This window comes from Roseburia sp. AM59-24XD (assembly GCF_003478445.1).
Taxonomy (GTDB): domain Bacteria; phylum Bacillota; class Clostridia; order Lachnospirales; family Lachnospiraceae; genus Jutongia.
In genome coordinates this window covers 1-25,044 of the sequence record NZ_QUET01000038.1, presented here as the reverse complement: position 1 = coordinate 25,044, position 25,044 = coordinate 1, and the positions used below count along the sequence as shown (strand labels likewise).

Here is a 25,044-nt window from a genome sequence, read left to right as displayed (position 1 = left end):
AATGGATCGAATTTCTGGATTCGATGAATATCAGTTATGCCTGCTGGAGCTTCTGCAATAAGGGAGAGTCCGCTTCTTATCTGAAGACCTCCTGCAACAAGACAACGGGCGGCTTTGAGGAGTCCGATCTGACAACGACCGGAATCTGGTTAGTGAATACCTACCGGGCGCATCAGGATGCAGAAAACAACGAGGATACACAGCGGACACCGGCACCGGGAACGAGCAGTGAACCATCGGCATCCGCTGCACCGGGGACAAGCAATGGTCCTTCGGTAACAGCCGCACCGGGAACGTCCGGTCAGCCGTCCGTGAGCAATCCGCCGGTTCCGACAGCAAGCAATACACCGAATCAGCCGCAGAACACCACGAAGCCGGGGACAACGAATCAACCGTCTCCGACAAAGGTTCCATCGGGAACCTCGTCTGCCGGAAATAATACATCCGGTGTAGGAAACAGCGGACAAAGCGGTACAGGCTTTGACAACGGCAGCCTGAATAATGGTGGCACAAATGGCAAATATGTGATACTTAAGAAGAAAGTCCTTAAGATTAAGAAAGGCAGAAAAGCTAAGATTGTGATCCGCAGGAAGATGTCGAAGGATCGCGTGAAGAAGTATAAGATTATCAAGGGTAAGAAATACATCTGTGTCAGCAAGAAGGGTGTTGTCAAAGGACGCAGAAAAGGAAAAGCAGTAGTGAAGGTTGTTATGAAGAGTGGTGCATCCGCAAAGTGTCGGATCGTTGTCCGGTAGAGGAATTGCAGCTCAAATGAATGATACTTGAAAATCGCTTAAACCATACGGTCTAAGCGATTTTTTATTGGGAAATATTCAAATTTATATTTTTATGAAACAACCTGCTGACTTTTTCGGAAATCACTAAGATTTCATTATCTATACGAAACTATTTGTTAGCTCTCTTCTTACGGTGACTCTCAATCGATTCCTTCCAGATCGCCGGGTGGAAGAGAATCAGCAGTGGGAACAGCTCCAGTCGACCGGCCAGCATGTCAAACATCAGTACAAGCTTGGAGAATACATTGAACTGTTCGAAATTCTGTGTCGGTCCGACCTTTGCAAGTCCGGGTCCCATGTTGTTGATGGTGGTCAGAACCGCTGTAAAGTTGGTGACCAGATCCTTATCCTCGAAGGAAATTGCAAAGACAGAGAGTGTAAAGATAATAATAAACGTAATGAAAAATACGTTGATGGAGCGGACCACCTCATGATCGACCGGCTTGCCCTCCACATTGATCTTGCGCACACTCTTCGGATGAATGTAGCTGTTTAATTCCTTCAGAACCGTTTTGAAAAGAATGACAATACGCGAAACCTTGATGCCGCCGCCGGTACTTCCGGCACAGGCTCCCACAAACATGACGATGATCAGGATCGTCTGGCTTGTCTGCGGCCACAGGTCAAAGTCGGTTGTCGAAAATCCGGTTGAGGTTGCCAGCGAAGCTACCTGAAATACGGAATGTGTCATTGCCTCAAATCCGGTCGGATACATCGTACGGACATTCAGGAAAATGATCGTTATGGCGATCAGGATCATGGCGAGATAATAATGGATCTCTTCCATGGAAACAGCCTTTTTGAAATGCCGGTACAAAAGATAGAAATAAAAGTTAAAATTAATACCGAACAGGATCATAAAGATGGCGACAACCCATTGAATATAGGGGGAGTACCCCATTATGCTGTCGTTCTTGATGCCAAAGCCACCGGTACCTGCCGTACCGAATGCAGTTGTCAGTGCATCAAACAGTGGCATATGTCCTGCCAGCAGGAAAATAAACTCGATCATTGTCATGCCGAAATAGATCGTGTAAAGGATCATTGCAGTATAACGCACTTTTGGAACAAGCTTTCCGACGGACGGTCCCGGGCTTTCTGCGCGCATCAGATTGATGCTGGAGCCACCGCTTAACGGAAGAATGGCAAGCAGGAAAACGAGAACACCCATACCGCCGATCCAGTGCGTGAAGCTTCGCCAGATCAGAGCTGTGTGGGAAAGTGCCTCCACATTGCCAAGCACGGTGGCGCCGGTTGTGGTAAAGCCGGAGATCGTTTCAAAAAGTGCATCCTCCAATGTGGGATCTCGCCGCTGATCCAGAATGGAATTGCACCGAAAAGACTGAGCAGGATCCAGCTCAGGGAGGTGGCAAGACATCCTTCCTTAAGATAGAAGGTGGTGCTTTTAGGCTTGTGCAGTGTCATCAGAACACCGATGAGCATGCAGATACAGGCAACTACAAAAAAGTAACGTCCCTCCTCTTCATGATAAATGAGGGACGTAACACATGGAAGCAGCATAAATGCTGCTTCGATCTTTAATACATAACCGAGAATATATCTTAATATTGAATAATTCATAACCTTACATCCTTTACTTCAGAATATCCCGTAGATCATTAAAACCGGTGTGCGTTGTCACGACCATAACGGTATCTCCGACCCTAATAGAATCAGAACCGCTTGGAATCAGGATCGATCCGTTACGGCTGATAAAGCAGATCAGCAGATTATCCTTCAGGGAAAGATCCATGAGAGGGATATTGGTCACGGCAGATGGCTCGTTGACGCGGAATTCAATCGCCTCTGCACGGGAATCAAACATATGATACAATGTCTCAATGTTGCTGCCCATGGAATCCTTCTTGGCGCGGACGTACGCAACGATCGCTTCGGAAGTGATATATCGAGGATATACCACACTTCCCAGATCAAGCCGGCTGATAACATCCTTGAAGTTCATACGGTTGATCTTGGTAATGACCTTTGCATTTGAAATCTGCTTGGCGTGAAGTGTCAGCAGGATATTTTCCTCGTCAATACCGGTCAGAGGGACAAAGGATTCAATTGAATCAATGCCCTCCTCCTCGAGAAGCTCTTCATCTGTACCGTCTCCGTTGATGATGGTGGCCTTTGGAAGAAGTTCGCTGAGCGTTTCGCAGCGCTTCAGATCCTGCTCCACGATCTTAACGGATACGCCCATCGGGAGAAGCTGTTTTGCCAGATAATAAGCTGCCTTGCTGCCGCCGATGATCATCGTGCTCTTGACCTGATTCGTCTTGATACCGATGTCCTCAAGGAAAAAGCGTCCGTGACCCTTTGGTGCAACGAAGGAGATCTTATCTCCGCCGAGCAGCAGGGAATCACCGGATGGAATGTACATGGCACTGTTTCGTTCAATGCCGCAAATCAGCACGCTTGTGTTGATCTTCTTGCTGAGCATGGAAACGCTTATACCGTCTAATATATTATTCTCTGGAATCTGAATCTTAATCAGCTCTGCCTGTCCGTGAGCAAAGGAATTGACTTCGAGTGCGGTCGGCAGATAGAGAATACGGGAGATTTCCTTTGCTGCCTCAAGCTCCGGATTGATGATCATGGCAAGCCCGAGCTTGTCCCGCAGATATGCTGCCTCACCGCTGTAGTCAGGTGTACGGACACGCGCAATGGTGGAGCAATTCGCCACCTGATTAGCGACCGTACAGCACAACAGGTTCAGTTCGTCCGACTCTGTAACGGCGATCAGCAGATTGGCGGAAGCGATGCCGGCGTCCATCTGTACCCGGTGGCTTGCGCCGTTGCCGGTGATCCCCATGACATCGTAAGTGTTTGCAACCTCCTGTACCTTTTTGGCATTCTGGTCAATGATTGTGATATCGTGTCCTTCTTTCACAAGCTGTTCGATTAGTGTAAGTCCTACTTTGCCGCAGCCAACGATAATAATACTTAAACCCTGTTTCGCTGGTTTTTTTGCGATTAACATATTCTTACCTCCCAAAACAAATACCCTGACCTGCCGCATCCGAACAATGTGGGTCAGGGACACATATCTAAAACACCTCTATACTATATGCTTTTTTCTCATAACTTTCAAGAAAAATTTGGTTTGATTCATAAGCAGCGATTTTACGCATAGGATGAAATAAGGTAATCAATGAGGAGAAATACTCAGTGGAAAAGAAAAAATATGAAAAATATCATTTAGGATCTCTGTCGGAATGTCTGGAGGAGAGGGCTGTTTTGCTGGCACAGTATATGATTGAGCATAAAGCGACTGTCCGTCAGACAGCGTCTGTATTCGGGGTCAGCAAAAGCACGGTACATAAGGATCTGACGGAAAAGCTTCCGGTGATCAATCATGCATTGGCGGCGCAGGTGCGTCAGGTGCTTGATATCAATAAGTCCGAGCGTCATATTCGTGGCGGACTGGCCACTAAGGAGAAATATCTTCTGAAAGAAAAAGAACAGGAGAAATTCCGAAATGCATATTAAATGCACGGAATTGCTCCTGTCCCGGATTCTGTGTGACATCAAAATGAATCAGCGTGTGATCACGGCTGTTTTTCGTTGATCGCACGGATTGTGTCCTGGATGTCTTTCCATGTTAGTTTATCGGAACTGAACGAGAGAATGGAGTGCAGCGGAGTGTCGGCAAACATCGCACGCATCATCTGGGCGGTGCCGGCTCCCATGCTGTCATTCTCGCCGCCCGAGGTGTCTGTAAAGCCGCTCTTTGCCAGCATGGCATCTAATGGCGAAGGATCATTTGCGTAGTTGTAAACATCATCGCAGGATGACATTTCTTCGACGTAGAACGGAAGCTTTTTATCATTTTCCAGATGGAGCGTCAGACGCTGGCGCACATCTCTGGAGGAAGCGCTGATCAAAAGCTCATAATCTCCGGACGGTGCATACCAGTCATGGATCTGCATGCTGTAATAGGAGAAGGAGCGTGCGTCCAGATCAAGCAGGATCGTTTTCGTCTCGCCCGGCTCCAGAGCTACCTTGGCAAAGTTTTTCAGCTCCTGTTCCGGACGGATCTCTTCACAGGCGGCGTTCTTTACGTAGAGCTGGACAACCTCCCGGCCTGCAATATCACCGGTGTTGGTGATATCAACAGAAACCTGGATCGTATCATCCGGCTTGGCAGGGATAGACGGGATCACGTCCATGCCTGTATTCTGCCCATTTGCCGCACTTGTGGAAGAGCTGCTGACAGACTGACCGTTTACGATCAGCTTTGCATTGGAATACCGGAAGGAGGTATAGCTTAATCCGTAACCGAATGGGAATAATACGTCCATTTTGCGCTTGTCGTAATAGCGGTATCCGATAAAAATACCCTCCTGATAGTGGACTTCGTTGTGTGTACCCGGGAAGTTTAAGAATGCAGGGTGATCCTCCATGCGCAGAGGATAGGTCTCGGCAAGTTTACCGGATGGATTTGCTTTGCCATAGAGAAGATCGACTGCGGCGGCACCGGCAGCTTGTCCGGCAAGATACAGATCGAGTACGCCCTTTACCTCGGACAGCCATGGCATCAGGATCGGTGAACCGTTGTGCAGCACGACAACAGTGTTTGGCTGCACCTTACAGATCTCATGGATCAGCGTATTCTGGCTTTCCGGCATATTCAGGTGGGTGCGGTCGAAGCCCTCGCTCTCGAAGGAATCCGGCAGTCCTGCGAAAATAACAGCAACCTCAGCTTCCTTTGCGGCGGCAACTGCCTCGGAAAGAAGTGTCTCATCAACCTCGTCCTTTTCGGCGACATATCCCTTTTTATATGTAATGTTTGGATTATCCCTCAGGGCATCCAGAGCACTCTCGATGCGGAAGCAGTTGATGTGGCTGGAACCGCCGCCCTGTGTTCGGGGCGTCTCGGCAAATTCGCCGATAATGGAAACCTTCTGTGACTCCTTCAATGGAAGAATGCCATCGTTTTTCAGGAGAACAGCACTGTTATCCGCAACCTTGCGGGCTAGCTGGTGATGTGCCTCCATATCGTAGGAAGCGTTTTCTTTCTTATTAGAATAATACCGATCCACAGCTGTCAGAATCCGTTCTACGGTTCTGTCTAATGTCTTCATGGAAACGGTGCCCTCCTGTACTGCTTTGATGATCAGCTTGTCTGTCTCGCCGTGGCAGTCCGGCATCTCCAGGTCAAGACCGGCGTTTAATGACTTCACACGGTCGTTCATCGCACCCCAGTCGGTCATGACAAGCCCCTGAAAGCCCCATTCCTCGCGCAGCACCTTATTCAGAAGCCAATCATTTTCACAAGAATAACATCCGTTAATGCGGTTGTAGCTGCACATGATGGTCCACGGCTGTGCCTTTTTGACGACACGTTCAAAGGCGGTAAGATAAATTTCGCGCAGTGTCCGCTCATCGACCTCGGAGCTGGCATTCATTCGCCTTGTTTCCTGATTGTTGGCGGCAAAATGCTTCAGGCTGGTGCCGATATTTTTCTCCTGCACGCCGTTTACAAAGGCGGCGCCAATCTCTCCGGCGAGATACGGATCCTCGGAATAATATTCGAAATTTCTTCCGCCGAGCGGCGAGCGTTTCATATTGATACCCGGTCCGAGCAGGACAGCAACGTCCTCTGCCTGACATTCATCGCCGAGCGCATTGCCGACCTCATGAACCAGATCGCGGTCGAAGGAGTTCGCCAGGGATGCTGCTGTTGGAAATCCAACGGCAAGAATGCTCTTGGCCCATCCCATATTATTGATGATCTCCTCCTGCTTGCGCAGTCCGTAAGGTCCGTCGGAAACCATGATTGCCTTTAAGCCGATGCGGTCAATTGTCTCGGTATGCCAGAAATCGGCACCGGAACACAGGTTTGCCTTCTCCGCTAATGTCATATCCTGTATCATCTTTTTGATATCCATAATGTCTCCTTTCCTATTATAAGTGATAAAATTTATGAAAAGAATAATTCAATCAATAGAAATGCTTGACAACCATCAAATTAGATGGTAAGATGGAAAATGCACTTATTGTGGCAGATTATAAACTAAAACTAGTATAAAATATATTATAGCATAGTTTTTAAGGATTGAAAAGCCACAAAATACTCTACAAAATTAAGGAGTGAAACGGCGATGGAGAAAAACAGAATACGTCCGGTAAAAGTAGGCAACGGTGTGAGAATGAGTTATGCCCATCAGGGAGAAGTTCTGGAGATGCCAAACCTCATTGAGGTGCAGACCAATTCTTACCAGTGGTTTTTGGATGATGGTCTGAAGGAAGTATTTCGGGATATTTCCCCAATCTCTGACTTTGGCGGTCATCTCAGCCTGGAATTTGTTGATTTCAAGCTTTGCAGAGACGAGAGCAAGTACGATATTGACCAGTGTAAGGAGAGGGATGCTACTTATTCCGCACCTTTAAAGGTTAAGGTTCGTCTGCACAACAAAGAGACTGAGGAAATCAAGGAACACGAAATCTTTATGGGTGAATTGCCTCTGATGACAGCGACAGGTACCTTTATCATCAACGGTGCTGAGCGAGTTATCGTCAGTCAGTTGGTACGATCCCCGGGCATTTACTATGCGATTGGACATGACAAGATCGGTAAAGAGTTATTCTCTTCTACAGTAATCCCAAATCGTGGTGCATGGCTGGAGTATGAGACGGATTCCAATGATGTCTTCTTCGTCCGTGTTGATAGAAACAGAAAGGTTCCGATCACTGTATTTCTGCGTGCTCTTGGTCTTGGCACCAACGCAGAGATTAAGGAGATGTTTGGTGAGGAGCCAAAGATCCTTGCAAGTATTGAGAAGGATACTACAGAGAATTATCAGGATGGTTTGCTTGAGCTTTACAAGAAGCTTCGTCCGGGTGAGCCACTTTCCGTAGACAGCGCAGAGAATCTTTTGAACGGTATGTTCTTCGATCCGAAGAGATATGATCTGGCGAAGGTCGGAAGATACAAGTTCAACAAGAAGCTGCATTTTAAGAATCGTATCGTTGGCTGTAAGCTGGCAGAGGATGCGGTTGATACTGTAACCGGTGAGAAACTGGAAGCAGGAACACTGATCACAGAGGAGATTGCCGTACAGCTCCAGAACGCTGCAGTTCCTTATGTGATGGTAGAATATGAGGAGCATGTAACAAAGGTTCTTTCCAACCTGATGGTTGACCTGCGTTACTATCTGCCGGATGTTGATCCGAAGAGCATCGGTGTGACAGAGGATGTTTACTATCCATTGCTCAAGCAGATCCTCGATGAGAACGAGTCCGAAGAGGATATTATTGAGGAGATCCAGTACAATATCTCCGAGTTGATTCCAAAGCATATCACAAAAGAAGATATCTTTGCTTCCATCAACTACAATATCCATCTTGAGTATGGCATTGGTAATGATGATGATATCGATCACCTGGGTAACCGTCGTATCCGTGCGGTTGGTGAGCTTCTTCAGAATCAGTACCGTATCGGTCTGTCACGTATGGAACGTGTTGTTCGTGAGAGAATGTCCACCCAGGATCTTTCTTCTATCACAGCACAGTCTCTGATCAATATTAAGCCGGTTACGGCAGCAGTGAAGGAGTTCTTCGGAAGTTCCCAGCTGTCACAGTTTATGGATCAGAATAACCCGCTCAGTGAGCTGACTCACAAGCGTCGTCTTTCCGCATTGGGGCCGGGTGGTCTGTCCAGAGACCGTGCCGGATTCGAGGTGCGAGATGTCCACTATTCTCATTATGGACGTATGTGTCCTGTAGAGACTCCTGAGGGACCTAACATTGGTCTGATCAACTCTCTGGCATCTTATGCACGTATTAACGAGTATGGTTTTGTCGAGGCTCCTTACCGTAAGGTGGACAAGGCAGATCCTGCAAATCCTCGTGTTACAGATGAGGTTGTTTATCTGTCTGCTGACGAGGAGGATAAATATACCGTTGCACAGGCGAATGAGGCACTCGATGAGAACGGCTACTTTGTACGTAACAGCGTATCCGGTCGCCGCCGCGAGGAGACATCCGAGTTTCCGAAGAAGGATATCGATCTGATGGACGTATCTCCTAAGATGGTATTCTCTGTTGCAACAGCCATGATCCCATTCCTTGAGAACGATGATGCAAACCGTGCCCTGATGGGTTCCAACATGCAGCGTCAGGCGGTGCCGCTTCTTGTAACAGAGGCTCCTGCGGTTGGTACAGGTATGGAGATGAAGGCAGCGATCGACTCCGGTAACTGTGTGATCGCAGAGGCAGATGGTGTGGTTGAACGTTCCGCTTCCAATGAGATCATCATTAAGGAGACAACAGGAACCGTTCATAATTATAAATTAGCAAAGTTCCAGCGAAGCAACCAGGGAACAAGTATGAACCAGAGACCTTTAGTCAACAAGGGTGACGAGGTCAAGGCAGGACAGGTTATCGCAGACGGTCCTTCTACCTGCGGTGGAGAGATCGCCCTTGGTAAGAACCCTCTCATCGGTTTCATGACATGGGAAGGTTATAACTACGAGGATGCGGTTCTTCTCAGTGAGAGACTGGTTCAGGAGGATGTTTACACATCCGTACACATCAGTGAGTACAATGCCGAGGCAAGAGATACAAAGCTTGGTGCCGAGGAGATTACCCGTGATGTTCCGGGCGTTGGTGATGACGCACTCAAGGATCTGGATGAGAGAGGTATCATCCGTATCGGTGCTGAGGTTCGCGCCAACGATATTCTGGTCGGCAAGGTTACACCGAAGGGTGAGACAGAGCTGACGGCAGAGGAGAGACTTCTTCGTGCGATCTTCGGCGAGAAGGCAAGAGAAGTTCGTGATACATCACTCAAGGTTCCTCATGGTGAGTTTGGTATCGTTGTAGATGCCAAGGTATTTACCAGAGAGAACGGCGATGAGCTTCCGCCGGGAGTGAATGAGAACGTTCGTATCTATATTGCACAGAAGCGTAAGATCCAGGTTGGAGATAAGATGGCCGGACGTCATGGTAACAAGGGTGTGGTTTCCAGAGTACTTCCTGTGGAGGATATGCCATTCCTTCCAAACGGTCGTCCTTTGGATATCGTGTTGAACCCTCTGGGTGTGCCTTCACGTATGAACATCGGTCAGGTCCTGGAGATTCATCTGAGTCTGGCTGCAAAGGTCCTGGGATTTAACGTAGCAACTCCTGTCTTTGATGGTGCAAATGAGCACGACATCATGGATACACTCGAGATGGCAAATGATTATGCCAATACACCGCTTGATCAGGAAGAGCTTGCGGCAGAAAAGGCAAAGGCTGCAGAGGATGGCGTTGAGTATCCGGCAGACGTTGTGCCTTTCGTAGATAAATATAAAGATGTCCTTGATCCGGAGGTTATGAACTATCTGGTTGAGAACAAGGAATATCGTCAGCAGTGGAAGGGCGTTCCGATCCGCCGTGATGGTAAGGTTCGTCTCCGCGATGGTAGAACAGGTGAGTATTTCGATGGCGAAGTAACGGTAGGCTTCATGCATTACCTCAAGCTCCACCATTTGGTTGATGATAAGATCCATGCTCGTTCTACCGGTCCTTACTCTCTTGTAACACAGCAGCCACTCGGTGGTAAAGCACAGTTCGGTGGTCAGCGTTTCGGAGAGATGGAGGTTTGGGCACTTGAGGCTTATGGTGCTGCATATACACTTCAGGAGATCCTGACTGTGAAGTCCGATGATGTCGTTGGTCGTGTGAAGACATACGAGGCGATCATCAAGGGAGAGAACATCTCTGATCCTGGTATTCCAGAGTCCTTTAAGGTACTTCTTAAGGAGCTTCAGGCACTTGCACTTGATGTTACGGTTCTGGATGAGGACGGTAACGAAGTACCGATGACAGAGAGCGTTGAAGAGGATCGTGATGAGGATATCAAGCCGCTCATCGATGGCGATGCCAACTTTGCATTTGGCAACGGAGAGTCCTTCGAGGCTGCAGGTTTCAAAGAGGGTACTGCTGAAGAGCTTGAGAATGACGACATTTTTGGCGATTTTGAAGCTTCCGAGGAACCGGATCTGTTATAAGACGAAACTTCGGATTTACACAACCTGGATGTGGAAGAATGGAGGTTACTATGGTAGATAGTACTGTAAAGGAAGAAAAGCATATCACATATGATGCAATCAAGATCGGTCTTGCCTCTCCGGAAAAGATCAGAGAGTGGTCCCGGGGTGAGGTTAAGAAGCCGGAGACAATTAACTACAGAACATTAAAGCCTGAGAAGGACGGTCTGTTCTGTGAGAAGATCTTCGGACCAAGCAAGGACTGGGAGTGTCATTGTGGTAAATATAAAAAGATTCGTTATAAAGGCGTTGTCTGCGACCGTTGTGGCGTAGAGGTTACAAAGGCAAGCGTTCGTCGTGAGCGTATGGGTCACATCGAGCTTGCTGCGCCGGTATCACATATCTGGTATTTTAAAGGAATCCCAAGCCGTATGGGTCTGATTCTCGATGTATCTCCAAAGAACCTTGAAAAGGTACTCTACTTTGCGTCATATATCGTACTCGAGGCTCAGGACGGAATTGGTCTGCAGCAGAAGCAGATCCTGTCTGAGGCAGAGTATCAGGAAGCCAGAGCGAACTATGGCAATGCATTCCGTGCAGGCATGGGTGCAGAGTCCATCATGGAGCTTCTGATGAGCATCGATCTCGAGGAAGAGTCCAATACACTTAAGGAGGAGCTTAAGAATGCATCCGGTCAGAAGCGTGCGCGTATCATCAAGAGACTGGAAGTAATCGAAGCATTCCGTGGATCAGGAAATAAGCCTGAGTGGATGATCCTGACAGTTATCCCGGTTATACCACCGGATCTTCGTCCAATGGTACAGCTGGACGGAGGACGTTTTGCAACATCCGATATGAATGATCTGTATCGTCGTATCATCAATAGAAATAACCGTCTGAAGAGACTTCTCGAGTTAGGTGCTCCGGATATCATTGTCCGCAACGAGAAGAGAATGCTTCAGGAGGCAGTAGATGCCCTGATCGACAACGGTCGTCGTGGACGTCCTGTTACAGGTCCCGGAAACAGACCTCTCAAATCACTGTCCGACATGCTCAAGGGTAAGCAGGGACGTTTCCGTCAGAACCTGTTAGGTAAGCGTGTTGACTATTCCGGACGTTCCGTTATCGTTGTAGGTCCGGAGCTTAAGATTTATCAGTGCGGTCTTCCGAAGGAGATGGCGATCGAGCTGTTTAAGCCTTTCGTTATGAAAGAGCTTGTTTCTGACGGAACTGCACATAACATTAAGCAGGCAAAGAAAATGGTTGAAAAGCTTCAGCCGGAGGTATGGGATGTGCTCGAGGAGGTTATCCGTGAGCATCCGGTTATGTTAAACCGTGCCCCTACACTTCACAGACTTGGTATTCAGGCATTTGAGCCTACACTTGTTGAGGGTAAGGCAATCAAGCTTCATCCACTCGTATGTACCGCGTTCAATGCCGATTTCGATGGTGACCAGATGGCTGTCCATCTTCCGTTGTCCGTTGAGGCGCAGGCAGAGTGCCGTTTCCTGCTTCTTTCTCCAAACAACCTGTTAAAGCCGTCTGATGGTGGTGTGGTTGCCGTTCCTTCTCAGGATATGGTGCTTGGTATCTACTATCTGACACAGGAAAGACCGGGTGTTAAGGGTGAGGGCAAGTTTTTCAAGTCTATTAACGAGGCAATCACAGCCTATGAGAATGGTGTTGTAACACTTCATTCCCGCATCACAGTCCGCAGAAGTGGTGTGAATGCGCAGGGAGAGGTTGAGATCAAGAACATTGAGTCTACACTCGGACGTTTCATCTTCAATGAGATCCTTCCACAGGATTTAGGTTTTGTAGATCGAAGCAATCCGGACAACTTCCTGACACTGGAGGTAGACTTCCATGTAGGTAAGAAGCAGCTGAAGCAGATTCTTGAGAAATGTATTGATGTACACGGCGCAACAGGAACTGCCGAGACAATGGATCATATTAAAGCATTAGGTTACAAGTATTCTACCGTGCAGCCATGACAGTATCTATTTCCGATATGACCGTGCCTGCAGCGAAGAAGGATATTCTTGCGGATGCAGAAAAGACCGTTGAGACAATTACACGTAAGTTCCACCGTGGTCTTCTGACGGAGGAGGAGCGTTACAAGGCAGTTGTAAATACATGGTTCGCAGCCGATGATAAGCTGACAAAGGCTCTGATGGCTGGTCTGGATCGTTACAACAACATCTTTATGATGGCGGATTCCGGAGCCCGTGGTTCCCAGGCACAGATCAAGCAGCTTGCCGGTATGCGTGGACTGATGGCGGATACATCCGGTCGTACGATTGAACTCCCGATCAAGTCTAACTTCCGTGAGGGTCTTGACGTACTGGAGTACTTCATTTCTGCGCATGGTGCTCGTAAGGGTCTGTCCGATACAGCGCTTCGTACAGCCGATTCCGGATACCTGACACGTCGACTTGTTGATGTATCTCAGGAGCTTTCCATCCGTGAGGTTGACTGTAGTGCAGAAAGAGACGAGATTCCGGGCATGGAGATTGGCGAGTTTGCAGATGGCAAGGAGCTGATCGAGTCTCTGGAAGAACGTATTACAGGAAGATTCTCCTGTGAGAATATTTATGATGATAACGGTGAACTGATCGTGAAGGCAAACCACATGATCACACCGAAGCGCGCAGCACGTATTGTGAGAACAAAGGCTGTTATGGATGCCGGTCCTAAGGCACGGATCAAGATCCGTACAATCCTGACATGTAAGTCTCACATCGGTGTCTGTGCAAAATGTTATGGTGCTAACATGGCAACAGGTGAGCCGGTACAGGTTGGTGAGGCTGTCGGTATTATCGCTGCTCAGTCCATCGGTGAGCCTGGTACACAGCTTACCATGCGTACATTCCATGCCGGTGGTGTAGCCGGTGATGATATCACACAGGGTCTTCCTCGTGTCGAGGAGCTTTTCGAGGCACGTAAGCCTAAGGGTCTTGCAATCATCGCTGAGTTCGGCGGTACTGTAAGCGTTCGTGATACTAAGAAGAAGCGTGAGGTTGTCGTAACCAATAAAGAAACCGGTGACAGCAAGGCTTATCTGATCCCATACGGTTCCCGTATCAAGGTTCTGGAGGGACAGGAGCTTGAGGCCGGTGATGAGCTGACAGAGGGTAGTGTAAATCCACACGATATCCTTGCGATCAAGGGTGTGCGTGCCGTGCAGGATTACATGATCCGCGAGGTACAGAGGGTTTACCGTCTGCAGGGTGTAGATATCAACGATAAGCATATCGAGGTTATCGTGCGCCAGATGCTCAAGAAGATCCGTATCGAGAACAACGGAGATTCCGATTATCTGCCGGGTGTAATGGTAGATGCACTTGACTACGAGGATACCGTAGAAGAACTGACGAAGGAAGGCAAGGAGCCGCCGGAGGGAAGTCAGGTTATGCTTGGTATCACAAAGGCTGCACTCGCAACCAATTCCTTCATGTCAGCAGCATCCTTCCAGGAGACCACAAAGGTTCTGACCGATGCCGCGATCAAGGGCAAGATCGATCCTCTCGTAGGTCTGAAGGAGAATGTTATCATTGGTAAGCTGATTCCGGTAGGAACCGGTATGAAGAGATATCGTTCCGTGAAACTCGACTGTGATGAAGAGGCAGAGCGCGAGATCGCACAGATCCGTGCAGAAAAGGCTGCTAAGTCGGAGGAAGAGAACAAGAAGGACGACAAGCGCGAGAAAGCAAAAGAGAAAGAGGTCGCTGCAGAGGAAGAGCCTGCAAAGGATTTTGCATCTTCTGATGGCGAGCTTGTATATTCAACGTCCACCGAGGATGATGGAGATATCGATGCCTAATCGATCAATTATATAAGAATTTTTAAGAGGTATTTTATCTGCGGATAGGATGCCTCTTTTGTTGCAATATGCATAAAAACATGATAAGCTTACTGTGTAGGTGTATACATATTGCCTATATGCAAATTTATTATAACGAAAAGGAAGGAATGATGAGATGAGGAAGTTTACAAAACAGATATTGGCATCCGTTCTTTCATTGGCAATGGTGGTAAGTTCGGCGAGCGGAATCGGTATTGCATCCGTGAAAAAGACTGCCAATGCAGAGGAAGCTTCGGCAACAGCAACAGCAGCGCCAAACAACATTGGGGAAGAACGAACGCTGCCAAGCGGATTTGTGACACGCGACAATGGAATTATGCGTGACAATATGGATTCAGCCGCTTATATGAGTAGAATGGGACTTGGCTGGAACTATGGTAACTCTCTGGATCAGGCGATCGATACCAGCAAGATGTCTGACGAAGAGAAAGCGAAGGTAAATGTAAAGTATTGTGAGACATCTGCAAACAATCTGGCATTGACCCAGAAAAACGTAGATACACTGAAGCAGTATGGTTTTCGAAATGTCCGTATTCCGGTAGCCTGGTCTAACCTTATGGATATTTCCGAGGATAAGATGACATACACGATCAACGAAGGATATCTTCAGAGAGTGGAGCAGGTCATTAATTATTGTTTAAATGATGGCATGTATGCGATCGTAAACATTCATTATGACGGAGACTGGTGGGGACAGTTCGGTGATGCTGATGAGTCTGTCCGCAAGCAGGCATGGGCTCGTTTCAGACAGATCTGGACGCAGGTCAGCAACCGCTACAGAGATTATTCTGACCGTCTGATCTTCGAATCTGCGAACGAGGAACTCGGAGATCGTCTCAACGACAACTGGGTAAAGCGCGACACCAACAACAAGACAGGTGTCTTAACCGTTGATGAGCAGTACGAGACAATGAACAAGATCAATCAGGAATTTGTAAATATTGTCCGTAAGTCCGGTGGCAACAATGAGAAGAGATATCTGCTGATCGCCGGCTACAGCACCAACATCGAAAGAACTTGCGATGACCGTTTTGTAATGCCGACCGATCCGATCAAGGAGAATGGTGTCAGCAAGCTCAGCGTATCGGTTCATTACTACACACCGTGGAATTACTGTGGTGGAAGCGAGTACCATCAGGTTGAGGGTGGCGCAGCGCGTCTTTACGACTGGGGTACCGATGAAGATATTAAGGCAATGCATGCTGAACTGGATAAGATGAGTAAATTTACCGAACAGGGATATGGCGTTATCATTGGTGAGTATGGCGTTCAGACAACCGCAGCCGATGGAATTGCCAACTATATTTACGAAATGGGACAGTATGCACTGGAGAAAGGCATGATCCCTGTACTCTGGGATAACGGCGGATGGTTTAACCGTCAGAAAAATATCATTTCATACGATGATGTCGCTCAGGCAATTCTTGACATGACAGGCGCACAGGGCATTGGCAGGAAAGCAAAGGTCAATACCGGAAAGCCGCTGTATACAGAAGTGCAGGATGAGAGTGGGCTTACACCGGTATATTCCTGGGAAGGAAAATGGAAAAAGAACGGTGGAGACAACGAGACATACTGTGAGCCGGCACTTACCGTACTCTCAAATGACGGAACCAATGACTGGTATTATCACTGTAACAGCTATGGATACTGGGCAGTCATTTATTCCGAGGCATTAAAGAATGTCAAGCATTTATATGTAAGAGTTACCTGTGAGAACAATGATATCGATTCCTCTGCACTGCAGCTTGCATCCGCAGAGTTTAAAGAGAATTTCCCTCCGGAGAAGGGGCTGTATGATCCGAATGAGAAGCTGAAGGCTGCCAATAGTGGTGCTCTTGAAAACTGCACCAATGGTAAGGAAACAAATATCAGCGCAGAGGAAAGCTGGAGCGGAAAGATCTTCTCCATTGACGAGGATCTGTTACAGGGCAAGAGCATTCTGTGGATTTCTGCATCAAACAAACCGGTATTTACAAAGATCGAGCTGTTTGCATCCGATGCACCATTCCCAGAGGTAAGCCCATTACCGGTTCCTCCGAGAAGAACACCGGTTCCGTACCCGTCAGATGATGTTGTAATGCCAACGCAGAGTCCAAATCCATCTGCACTGGCGCCGACAGCAACAGTTCCGGCTGCTACGAAAGCACCGGTTCAGACGGCACAGGTTCCGACACCGTCATCGATCACCGTTGCGAAGGGAGATATTGTCAAGGACAAGAATGCTTCTTACAAGATTTCCAATGTTAAGTCAAATACGGTTGAGTACAAAGCACCACTGAACAATAAGAAGGCAACTGTTACAGTTCCTGCAACCGTGAAGGTCAGTGGCGTTACCTACAAGGTAACCTCCATTGCCAAAAATGCATTTAAGAACAATAAGAAGTTGAAAAAGGTTACGATTGGTGCAAACATTACGACAATCGGCGCAAATGCGTTTGCCGGATGCAAGAATTTGAAGACAGTCGATATTAAATCCAAGAAATTAAAGAGCGTTGGGAAGAATGCATTTAAGGGCATTCACAAAAAGGCTGTTTTCAAGGTGCCGGCAAAGAAGCTGAAGGCATATAAGAAGCTGCTTAACAGCAAAGCAGGCATCAAAAAAACAATGAAAATTAAAAAATAATTCATATTTTTCAGTAAGAAGTATGGTATGATAACTTCGACAGGGTCCGGCAGGAAAACCGGATCCTGTTTTGGATTTATGCGAAACCGTTCATTCCCTATAAATAATGAATTGCGTGTTTTATTTATCATTTAAACGGAAAGGAAATTATCATGTCAGAGAAGAATACAAACAGAAACAATCCTTTGTGGGATTCAGAGAAAACAATCGAAGAAAGACTGGATTATCTTGTAAATGCGCTCACCTTAGAGGAGAAGTTTTCCTGCCTCGGAACCGGGAATCCTGCGATTGAGCGCCTTGGCATCCCTGCCTTCTTCGTGGGCTGTGAGGGGGCACATGGTTTACAGATGCGTCATGATCAGAGTTTTGATAAGGGTGAACCGCAGCCAACGACAATTTTTCCGAATCCGGTCGGCATGAGTGCAAGCTGGGATACGGAGCTGATCCGGCAGGCGGGCGAGATTGTAGGCACCGAGGCGAGAGCTGTATTTGAGAAGGAAGGACGCAGAGGAGGTCTGTGTCTGTGGGCGCCGACGATCGACATGGAACGTGATCCGCGATGGGGACGTACCGAGGAGGCATATGGGGAGGATCCGTATCTTACCGGGAAGATGGCATCCGCATATATTCAGGGAATGCGCGGTGACGGGGAACATATTCGGTGCGGTGCAACGCTCAAGCATTTCTATGCGAATAATGTAGAGGATGGTCGTGTGTGGAAATCCTCCTCCATCGATCCGCGCAATAAATATGAATATTATCTGGAGCCGTTTTGCCGCGCCGTTGTGGAGGCGGTGCCGAGGCAATGATGACGTCTTACAATGAGATCAACGGTGTGCCGGCGATCCTGAATCATGAGGTGCAAAAGCTTGCAAAGGAGCAGTGGGGGATCCATCACGTTGTCTGTGATGGCGGCGATATGAAGCAGACCGTGGACTGCCATCATTATTTCGGTTCCCATACGGAGACGATCGCGGAGGGCTTAAAGGCGGGCATCGACTGCTTTACCGATGATATTGATGCAGTTATGGAGGGTGCAAGAGAAGCCTACGAACTTGGAATGATCGATATGAACGATATTGATCGTGCATTAAAATGCCATTTCAGCACGTTGTTCCGTCTTGGACTTTTTGATGAGCAGGAGGAGAAGGAGTATGGTCTGAACCTTCCGGAATATCAGCAGACAGCAAGAGAGCTGACAGGCGAGTCTGTTGTACTGTTGAAAAATGATGCTTTGGAGGGGCAAAAGCTTCTTCCTCTGTCTGCAGAGCATTTTACGGTAGATAAGAAGCTTGCGGTGATCGGACCGTCTGCCGGCGAATGGTTTATGGATTGGTATTCCGGAATCCCCCCGTATTCTGTGACACCGCTTGAGGGAATCCGTGCGGCGATGGACGGCATGGATCATATTATTTTTGAGTCAGGTGTGCCGGAGATCAAGCTTGCGTGTGGCGACAAATATATCGGTATTCTGGAGGACGGCAAGACAATCGGTCTGGTTGATGAGGCGCATGCGGAGATTTTTGAGTCCGTTTTATGGGACAGAGAGCAGATGACACTGAAAGCAAAAAGCAATGGCATGCTGTTGACTACACAGGATGGCTGTGACGAGGATAAGGTATATCGTGGCGGAACGATCACAGCAACAGCTAAGGCTGCCTTTGGCTGGTTCGTCAAAGAGGTATTTCATGCACAGGTCAACCTCACCGATCTGAAGGAATCCGAAGAAAAGAGTCTGTCCCTTTCTGTGGACAGCAGATTCCCGGAAATTCTCCGAAATGGAGAGGAAATGGTTCTTCGTGCATGGAATAAAGGAGCGCTGTTTGTGGATGAACAGAACCGCATCCGTGTACAGGATGACAACGGATTTGCGGAGGACGGCGAGGTGCGCCGTATTGTAAGCTATACGGATACGCATGGTCATCAGCATATGTTCGGCGATGCGGACTTTGACGGCAGAAGAAACGGAACGTATGAGACGATCACCGGAAGCAGATACCGCAGCCTGCCGCCGATTTGTCCGGTACTGGTGAAGGATGGAATCCGCAGTGCGAAGGATGCAGCCGCAAAAGCAGACACCGTTATTTATGTTGGCGGAGCGCATCCGATGATCACCTGCAAAGAAGAGGTGGATCGGAAGGATATTGCATTTCCGCCATATCAGCGTACGCTGGTGCAGGAGCTTTATCAGGCAAATCCCCGTCTGATCGCGGCACTGGTAACGAGTGTACCTTATGCGATCGGCTGGGAAAAGCAAAACATACCGGCTATTCTGGTCACAGCCGGCGGAAGCATGGAACTGGGCAATGGTCTTGCGGATGTTTTATTCGGTAAGAAAGCACCGGCAGGCAGACTCAATATGACATGGTATCGGGATGACAGTCAGCTGCCGGATATGGATGATTATGACATTATTCAGAGGGAGAGAACCTATCAGTATTTCAAGGGGGATGTGCTGTATCCGTTTGGACATGGACTCACCTATGCGCAGACAGAAATCTGTGATCTGACTGCAGAGACTTCAGAGGATGGACAGTCCGTTCATGTGGAATGCACTGTCCGAAATATGGGTCAGGACAAAGCTGTGCAGGTGCAGGACGAAGTGGTTCAGATTTATTTTGCAAAGAAGGCTTCTGCGGTCAAACGACCGATCCGTACGCTTGCTGCCTTTGCGCGCGTGAAGGCGCTGGCACCGCAGGAAGAACGCCGGGTAAGCTTTGAAGTGCCCGTGGAGCAGCTTCGCTATTATGATACGGTTCAGAGGAAAATGCTTCTGGAGCCGGGAAGCTATGAACTTCAGGCAGGACATTCTTCTGCACAGATTGATTGTGTTGCAGAGATAACCCTTCAGGGGCAGGAACGCGGTGTGCGTGACGGTGCTGCATGGCAGCCGGCCGATCATTACGACCGTTCTCAGAATGGATATCTCTGGGAAGGTCATATGGGATATGACAGTGTTGCACATAAAGCAGATACGCATGCACCCGAGGATTTGTTTGAAAAAGTTAGCGGATTATGGCAGAATATAAATGAAGTGACGAGAACGGAGGATGCCGGAGAACGGCAGGACGATTGCCTGATCCTGGAATATGACAGCGTTTATATCCCGGAGGGAGCGGACTGTCTGGTGATCGATGCGGATGCACTGGCGCAGAGTACCATGGATATATATCTGGATGGTGTCCCTCATGCATCCTTTATCGTGCCGGAATTCGATGATCTGTCCGGTGCCGGTGATAATCCGGGCTGGGCTGCCGCGGCAACGGCGAAGAATGCACCGCACGGCAGAGGTTTTCGTCATCTGTCGATTCCTTTGGAGGATCTTGGAAAGGCTGGCAGCGAAACAGTGCTCCGGCTTCGTTGTCAGGGCGATGTGCGGATCTGCCGCTGGAGATTCGAGAAGGCTTCGTAGAACAGACGGAAGTTATTGTGAAGGAATCTGTATCAGAGCGTGTCGGATGCAGATACAGCAGAAGCAGTACACGCAGAAAAGAGGAGGATATGGAAACAAATTTTATCTGGAAAGAACGCAAGAGAAATGCACTGGGGCTTCCCTGGACATTTACAAAGTATGCACTGACCGGTGACAGACTTTTTATTACCAGCGGTTTATTAAAGACGGTGGAGGATGAAGTGCGTCTGTACCGTATCCTGGATATCTCGCTGAGCCAGACATTGACACAGAAAATATTCCGGATCGGAACCATTCAGGTTTCTTCTGCAGACAAGACGCTTGGCAACTTTGAGATTAAAAATATTAAGGATCCAAGACAGGTCAAGGAGCAGCTGTCGCAGCTTGTGGAGGAGAACAGGGAGAAAAAGCGTGTCACAAACCGTGAATTTATGGGCGAAGACAGCGATTTTGATGACGGTGATGACCAATAGGATGCCTGTTGGTACGACACCGATACAAAAAAAGTGAAAAAACTCTTTTCATACACGGGAAGAGTGTGTTATACTAGAAACAGCGATGTGGCAGTCCTTGGGCGTAGTGCGTCCATCTGTCGATATCAAACATTACAATTATTAATATAGGAGGTAACTTTACAATGGCAAACAAATGGGTATATATGTTTAGCGAAGGCGACATGACCATGCGTAACTTACTTGGTGGTAAGGGTGCGAACCTTGCAGAGATGACCAACATCGGTCTTCCTGTACCACAGGGTTTTACAGTAACTACAGAGGCTTGTACACAGTATTATGAGGATGGACGTCAGATTAACGACGAGATCATGGCTCAGATCATGGACGGCGTTAAGAAGATGGAAGAGATCAACGGCAAGAAGTTCGGTGATTCTGAGAATCCGCTTCTCGTATCTGTTCGTTCCGGTGCTCGTGCCTCTATGCCTGGTATGATGGATACAATCCTTAACCTTGGTCTTAACGATGACGTAGTAGCTACAATGATCAAGGGTAACCCGGATCCTACATTTGAGCGTTTCGTATATGATTCATACAGACGTTTCATTCAGATGTTCTCTGATGTCGTTATGGAAGTTGGTAAGAAGTACTTCGAGCAGCTCATCGACAAGATGAAAGAAGAGAAGGGTGTTAAGTATGATGTTGATCTGACAGCTCAGGATCTTAAGACTCTGGCAGAGCAGTTCAAGGCTGAGTACAAGAACCAGTTAGGTACAGACTTCCCATCTGATCCTGTAGAGCAGATGAAGTTAGCTGTAGAGGCTGTATTCCGTTCATGGGACAACCCTCGTGCAAACGTATATCGTCGTGACAATGATATCCCTTACTCATGGGGTACTGCAGTTAACGTAATGCCTATGGTATTCGGTAACCTGAATAACGAGTCTGGTACAGGTGTTGCATTTACACGTGACCCTGCAACAGGTGAGAACAAGCTTATGGGTGAGTTCCTGATCAACGCACAGGGCGAGGACGTAGTAGCAGGTGTTCGTACACCAATGCCAATCGCTCAGATGGAGCAGGAGTTCCCAGAGGCATATGCTGAGTTCGTTAAGGTTTGTGATACTCTTGAGAATCACTACCATGATATGCAGGATATGGAGTTCACAGTAGAGAACAAGAAGCTCTACATGCTTCAGTGCCGTAACGGTAAGAGAACAGCTCCGGCTGCATTAAAGATCGCTTGTGACCTCGTTGATGAGGGACATAAGACAGAGGAAGAGGCAGTTGCAATGATCGACCCTCGTAACCTTGATACACTTCTTCACCCACAGTTCGATGCTGCTGAGCTGAAGAAAGCTACTCCGATCGGAAAGGGTCTTGGTGCTTCTCCTGGAGCTGCTTGCGGTAAGGTCGTATTCACAGCAGAGGATGCTGTAGAGTGGGCTGAGCGCGGTGAGAAGGTTGTACTTGTTCGTCTTGAGACATCCCCAGAGGATATCACAGGTATGAAGAGTGCACAGGGTATCCTGACAGTTCGTGGTGGTATGACATCCCATGCAGCCGTAGTTGCTCGTGGTATGGGTACATGCTGTGTATCTGGTTGTGGCGACATCGTTATGGACGAGGAGAACAAGAAGTTCGAGCTCGCAGGTAAGACTTACACAGAGGGATCTGAGATCTCTATCGATGGTACAACAGGTAACATCTACGATGGTCTTATCCCAACTGTTGATGCTACAATCGCTGGTGAGTTCGGCCGTGTAATGGCTTGGGCTGACAAGTATAGAAAGCTTAAAGTTCGTACAAACGCTGATACTCCTGCAGACGCTAAGAAAGCTCGTGAGCTTGGTGCTGAGGGTATTGGTCTCTGCCGTACAGAGCATATGTTCTTCGAGGAAGACAGAATCGCTGCTTTCCGTGAGATGATCTGTTCTGATACAGTAGAAGAGAGAGAGGAGCACTCGCTAAGATCCTTCCTTATCAGCAGGGAGATTTCGAGGCTCTTTATGAGGCACTCGAGGGTAACCCGGTTACCATCCGTTTCCTGGATCCTCCACTTCATGAGTTCGTTCCTTCTGAGGAAGCTGATATCAAGAAGCTTGCAGAAGCTAAGGGCAAGAGCGTAGACGAGATCAAGGCAATCATCAACTCACTTCACGAGTTCAACCCAATGATGGGTCATCGTGGATGTCGTCTTGCTGTAACATATCCTGAGATTGCTAAGATGCAGACAAGTGCTGTTATCCGTGCAGCAATCAACGTAAAGAAGAAACATCCTGATTGGACAGTTGAGCCAGAGATCATGATCCCACTCGTTGGTGAGGTTAAAGAGCTTAAGTATGTTAAGGATGTCGTTGTTGCAACAGCTGACGCTGAGATTGCAGCAGCAGGTATTGAGATGAAGTACGAAGTTGGTACTATGATCGAGATTCCTCGTGCAGCACTGACCGCTGATCAGATTGCAACAGAGGCTGAGTTCTTCTGCTTCGGTACAAACGACCTGACTCAGATGACATTCGGTTTCTCCCGTGATGATGCCGGTAAGTTCCTAGATGCTTACTATGATGCTAAGATCTATGAGAGCGATCCATTCGCTAAGCTTGATCAGACAGGTGTTGGTCAGCTCATGGAGATGGCAGTAGAGAAAGGTAAGAAGGTTCGTCCTTCCCTTCACTGTGGTATCTGTGGTGAGCACGGTGGAGATCCTTCATCTGTTGAGTTCTGCCACAAGATCGGTCTGGACTATGTATCATGTTCTCCATTCCGTGTGCCAATCGCACGTCTGGCAGCAGCACAGGCAGCTATCGCTGACAAGTAGGGCATCGTCTGATGTAATACAGTTTTAATATTGTAATAATAGATTCCCATTCCGAGCTAAGATTTAGTTTGGGATGGGAATTTTTTGAAATTATAAAAATATGGATTTTGAATGATTTTGTGTTGAAATTAATATAATAGTAAAAGGAGAAGGAATGATGCAGATAGAAATTTTAAGAAAATTAGTTAATGAAAATAAAATAAAATGGTCTGTTCATTGCTTGGAAAGAATGGGTGAGCGAGATATTTCACGAATGGATGTAAAAAATTGTATTTCCAAAGGAGAAATTATCGAAGACTATCCTAATGATTTTCCGCATCCGAGTTGTCTTGTGTTCGGATATACAGTAGATAATAAGGTGTTGCATGTAGTGGCTGGGACAAATGGAAAAGAGCTTTTTGTCATTACTGCATATTATCCAAATACTATTAAATTTCAACCTGACTTGAAAACAAGGAGGGAAAACTAATGTGTATGTTTTGCAAATGTGACACTGTGACACCAAGCTTGACTACGCATGTTGTTAATTACAATGGTGCGATTATTGTAATTAAAAATGTACCTTGTGAAGAATGTGAGCAATGCGGAGAAAAGTTTTATACAGATGATGTTGCAGAAAAGTTAGAGAAGATGGTGAATGCTGCAAAACAGATGATGCAGGAAATTGCTGTTTTGGATTATTCAAAAGTTGCTTAAATAAAGAAATAGTCAAGCTCGTCAATGCACTGAGAATGGGGTGCTGGCGGGCTTTTTGTGTTAAGGCAAATTTTAGTTTTCTTTAGTTGATATAGAAGAAAGAAAACTTATTAGGTATAATAATTGATATAGAAAAACAAAAACGGAGGCTGAGCATGGAGATATACTGGCAAAATAAAGATAAAAATCAAGTGGATGTATTAGTGGAACGAACAATGAAGGCATTGATAGCAAATAATCAGTCTTGTGCAGTAATATATGATTGTGATGATTCACAAGTATTATTGAGAGTGTGATACTTTTTCTGTAAAATAATGATTAGAAGGTTCTTCTATGATAAAATAAATATCATTAGGAGGGCCTTTTATTATGGCAAGACAAAAGAAACCTGTACA

General features: G+C 47.4%; 10 protein-coding genes and 4 pseudogenes. 11 read left to right on the top strand and 3 right to left on the bottom strand.

The genetic code is table 11. The annotated features are described in order from the left end of the window. Positions 1-755: pseudogene (locus tag DXA20_RS16265) on the top strand (hypothetical protein); the annotation flags it as partial. A gap of 151 nt (positions 756-906) precedes the next feature. Here the strand turns inward: DXA20_RS16265 and DXA20_RS14470 are convergent. Continuing rightward, positions 907-2,378, bottom strand: a pseudogene (locus DXA20_RS14470) (TrkH family potassium uptake protein). 13 nt (positions 2,379-2,391) lie between these two features. Further along, the gene (trkA, locus tag DXA20_RS14465) at positions 2,392-3,780 is read right to left on the bottom strand and encodes a Trk system potassium transporter TrkA (protein ID WP_022305109.1); all 1,389 of its coding nucleotides are present in this window, start codon (positions 3,778-3,780) and stop codon (positions 2,392-2,394) included. 227 nt (positions 3,781-4,007) lie between these two features. Here trkA and spoIIID point away from each other — a divergent pair, with 227 nt between their 5' ends. After that, positions 4,008-4,289, top strand: coding sequence for a sporulation transcriptional regulator SpoIIID (spoIIID, locus tag DXA20_RS14460; RefSeq protein WP_118561734.1), 282 nt, complete (start codon positions 4,008-4,010; stop codon positions 4,287-4,289). Positions 4,290-4,348: 59 nt separating this feature from the next. On the opposite strand, the gene DXA20_RS14455 is transcribed toward spoIIID, so the two are convergent. After that, positions 4,349-6,691, bottom strand: coding sequence for a glycoside hydrolase family 3 C-terminal domain-containing protein (locus DXA20_RS14455; RefSeq protein WP_118561728.1), 2,343 nt, complete (start codon positions 6,689-6,691; stop codon positions 4,349-4,351). 213 nt (positions 6,692-6,904) lie between these two features. On the opposite strand from DXA20_RS14455, the gene rpoB reads away from it, so the two are divergent. The 9 genes and pseudogenes from rpoB (at position 6,905) to DXA20_RS14410 (ending at position 24,649) form a co-directional block, all read left to right on the top strand. Then, on the top strand, positions 6,905-10,798 hold the full coding sequence (gene rpoB / locus DXA20_RS14450; protein WP_118561726.1) for a DNA-directed RNA polymerase subunit beta: 3,894 nt from the start codon (positions 6,905-6,907) through the stop codon (positions 10,796-10,798). 50 nt (positions 10,799-10,848) lie between these two features. Beyond that, positions 10,849-14,600 (top strand): annotated as a pseudogene (rpoC, locus tag DXA20_RS18525) (DNA-directed RNA polymerase subunit beta'). 157 nt (positions 14,601-14,757) lie between these two features. Continuing rightward, entirely contained in the window at positions 14,758-17,268 is a 2,511-nt protein-coding gene (locus tag DXA20_RS14440) for a cellulase family glycosylhydrolase (RefSeq protein ID WP_118561724.1), read from the top strand. A 152-nt stretch (positions 17,269-17,420) separates the two neighbouring features. Beyond that, positions 17,421-18,077 carry a glycoside hydrolase family 3 N-terminal domain-containing protein gene (locus DXA20_RS14435; RefSeq protein WP_118561722.1) on the top strand — a complete coding sequence of 219 codons (657 nt, stop codon included), beginning with the start codon at positions 17,421-17,423 and terminating at the stop codon, positions 18,075-18,077. Beyond that, a complete protein-coding gene (locus DXA20_RS14430; RefSeq protein ID WP_118561720.1) occupies positions 18,074-20,680 on the top strand; it encodes a glycoside hydrolase family 3 C-terminal domain-containing protein in 2,607 nt (868 codons plus the stop codon). Before DXA20_RS14435 ends, DXA20_RS14430 begins: the two co-directional genes overlap by 4 nt. Positions 20,681-20,769: 89 nt before the next feature. Then, a complete protein-coding gene (locus tag DXA20_RS14425) occupies positions 20,770-21,153 on the top strand; it encodes a PH domain-containing protein (protein ID WP_022305100.1) in 384 nt (127 codons plus the stop codon). Between the two features lie 164 nt (positions 21,154-21,317). Then, a pseudogene (gene ppdK / locus DXA20_RS14420) lies at positions 21,318-23,953 on the top strand (pyruvate, phosphate dikinase). Between the two features lie 154 nt (positions 23,954-24,107). Then, positions 24,108-24,422 carry a DUF4258 domain-containing protein gene (locus DXA20_RS14415; RefSeq protein ID WP_243100690.1) on the top strand — a complete coding sequence of 105 codons (315 nt, stop codon included), beginning with the start codon at positions 24,108-24,110 and terminating at the stop codon, positions 24,420-24,422. 5 nt (positions 24,423-24,427) lie between these two features. Further along, positions 24,428-24,649, top strand: a complete 222-nt coding sequence (locus DXA20_RS14410) for a type II toxin-antitoxin system MqsA family antitoxin (protein WP_330421031.1) — start codon at positions 24,428-24,430, stop codon at positions 24,647-24,649. Positions 24,650-25,044: the final 395 nt, after the last annotated feature.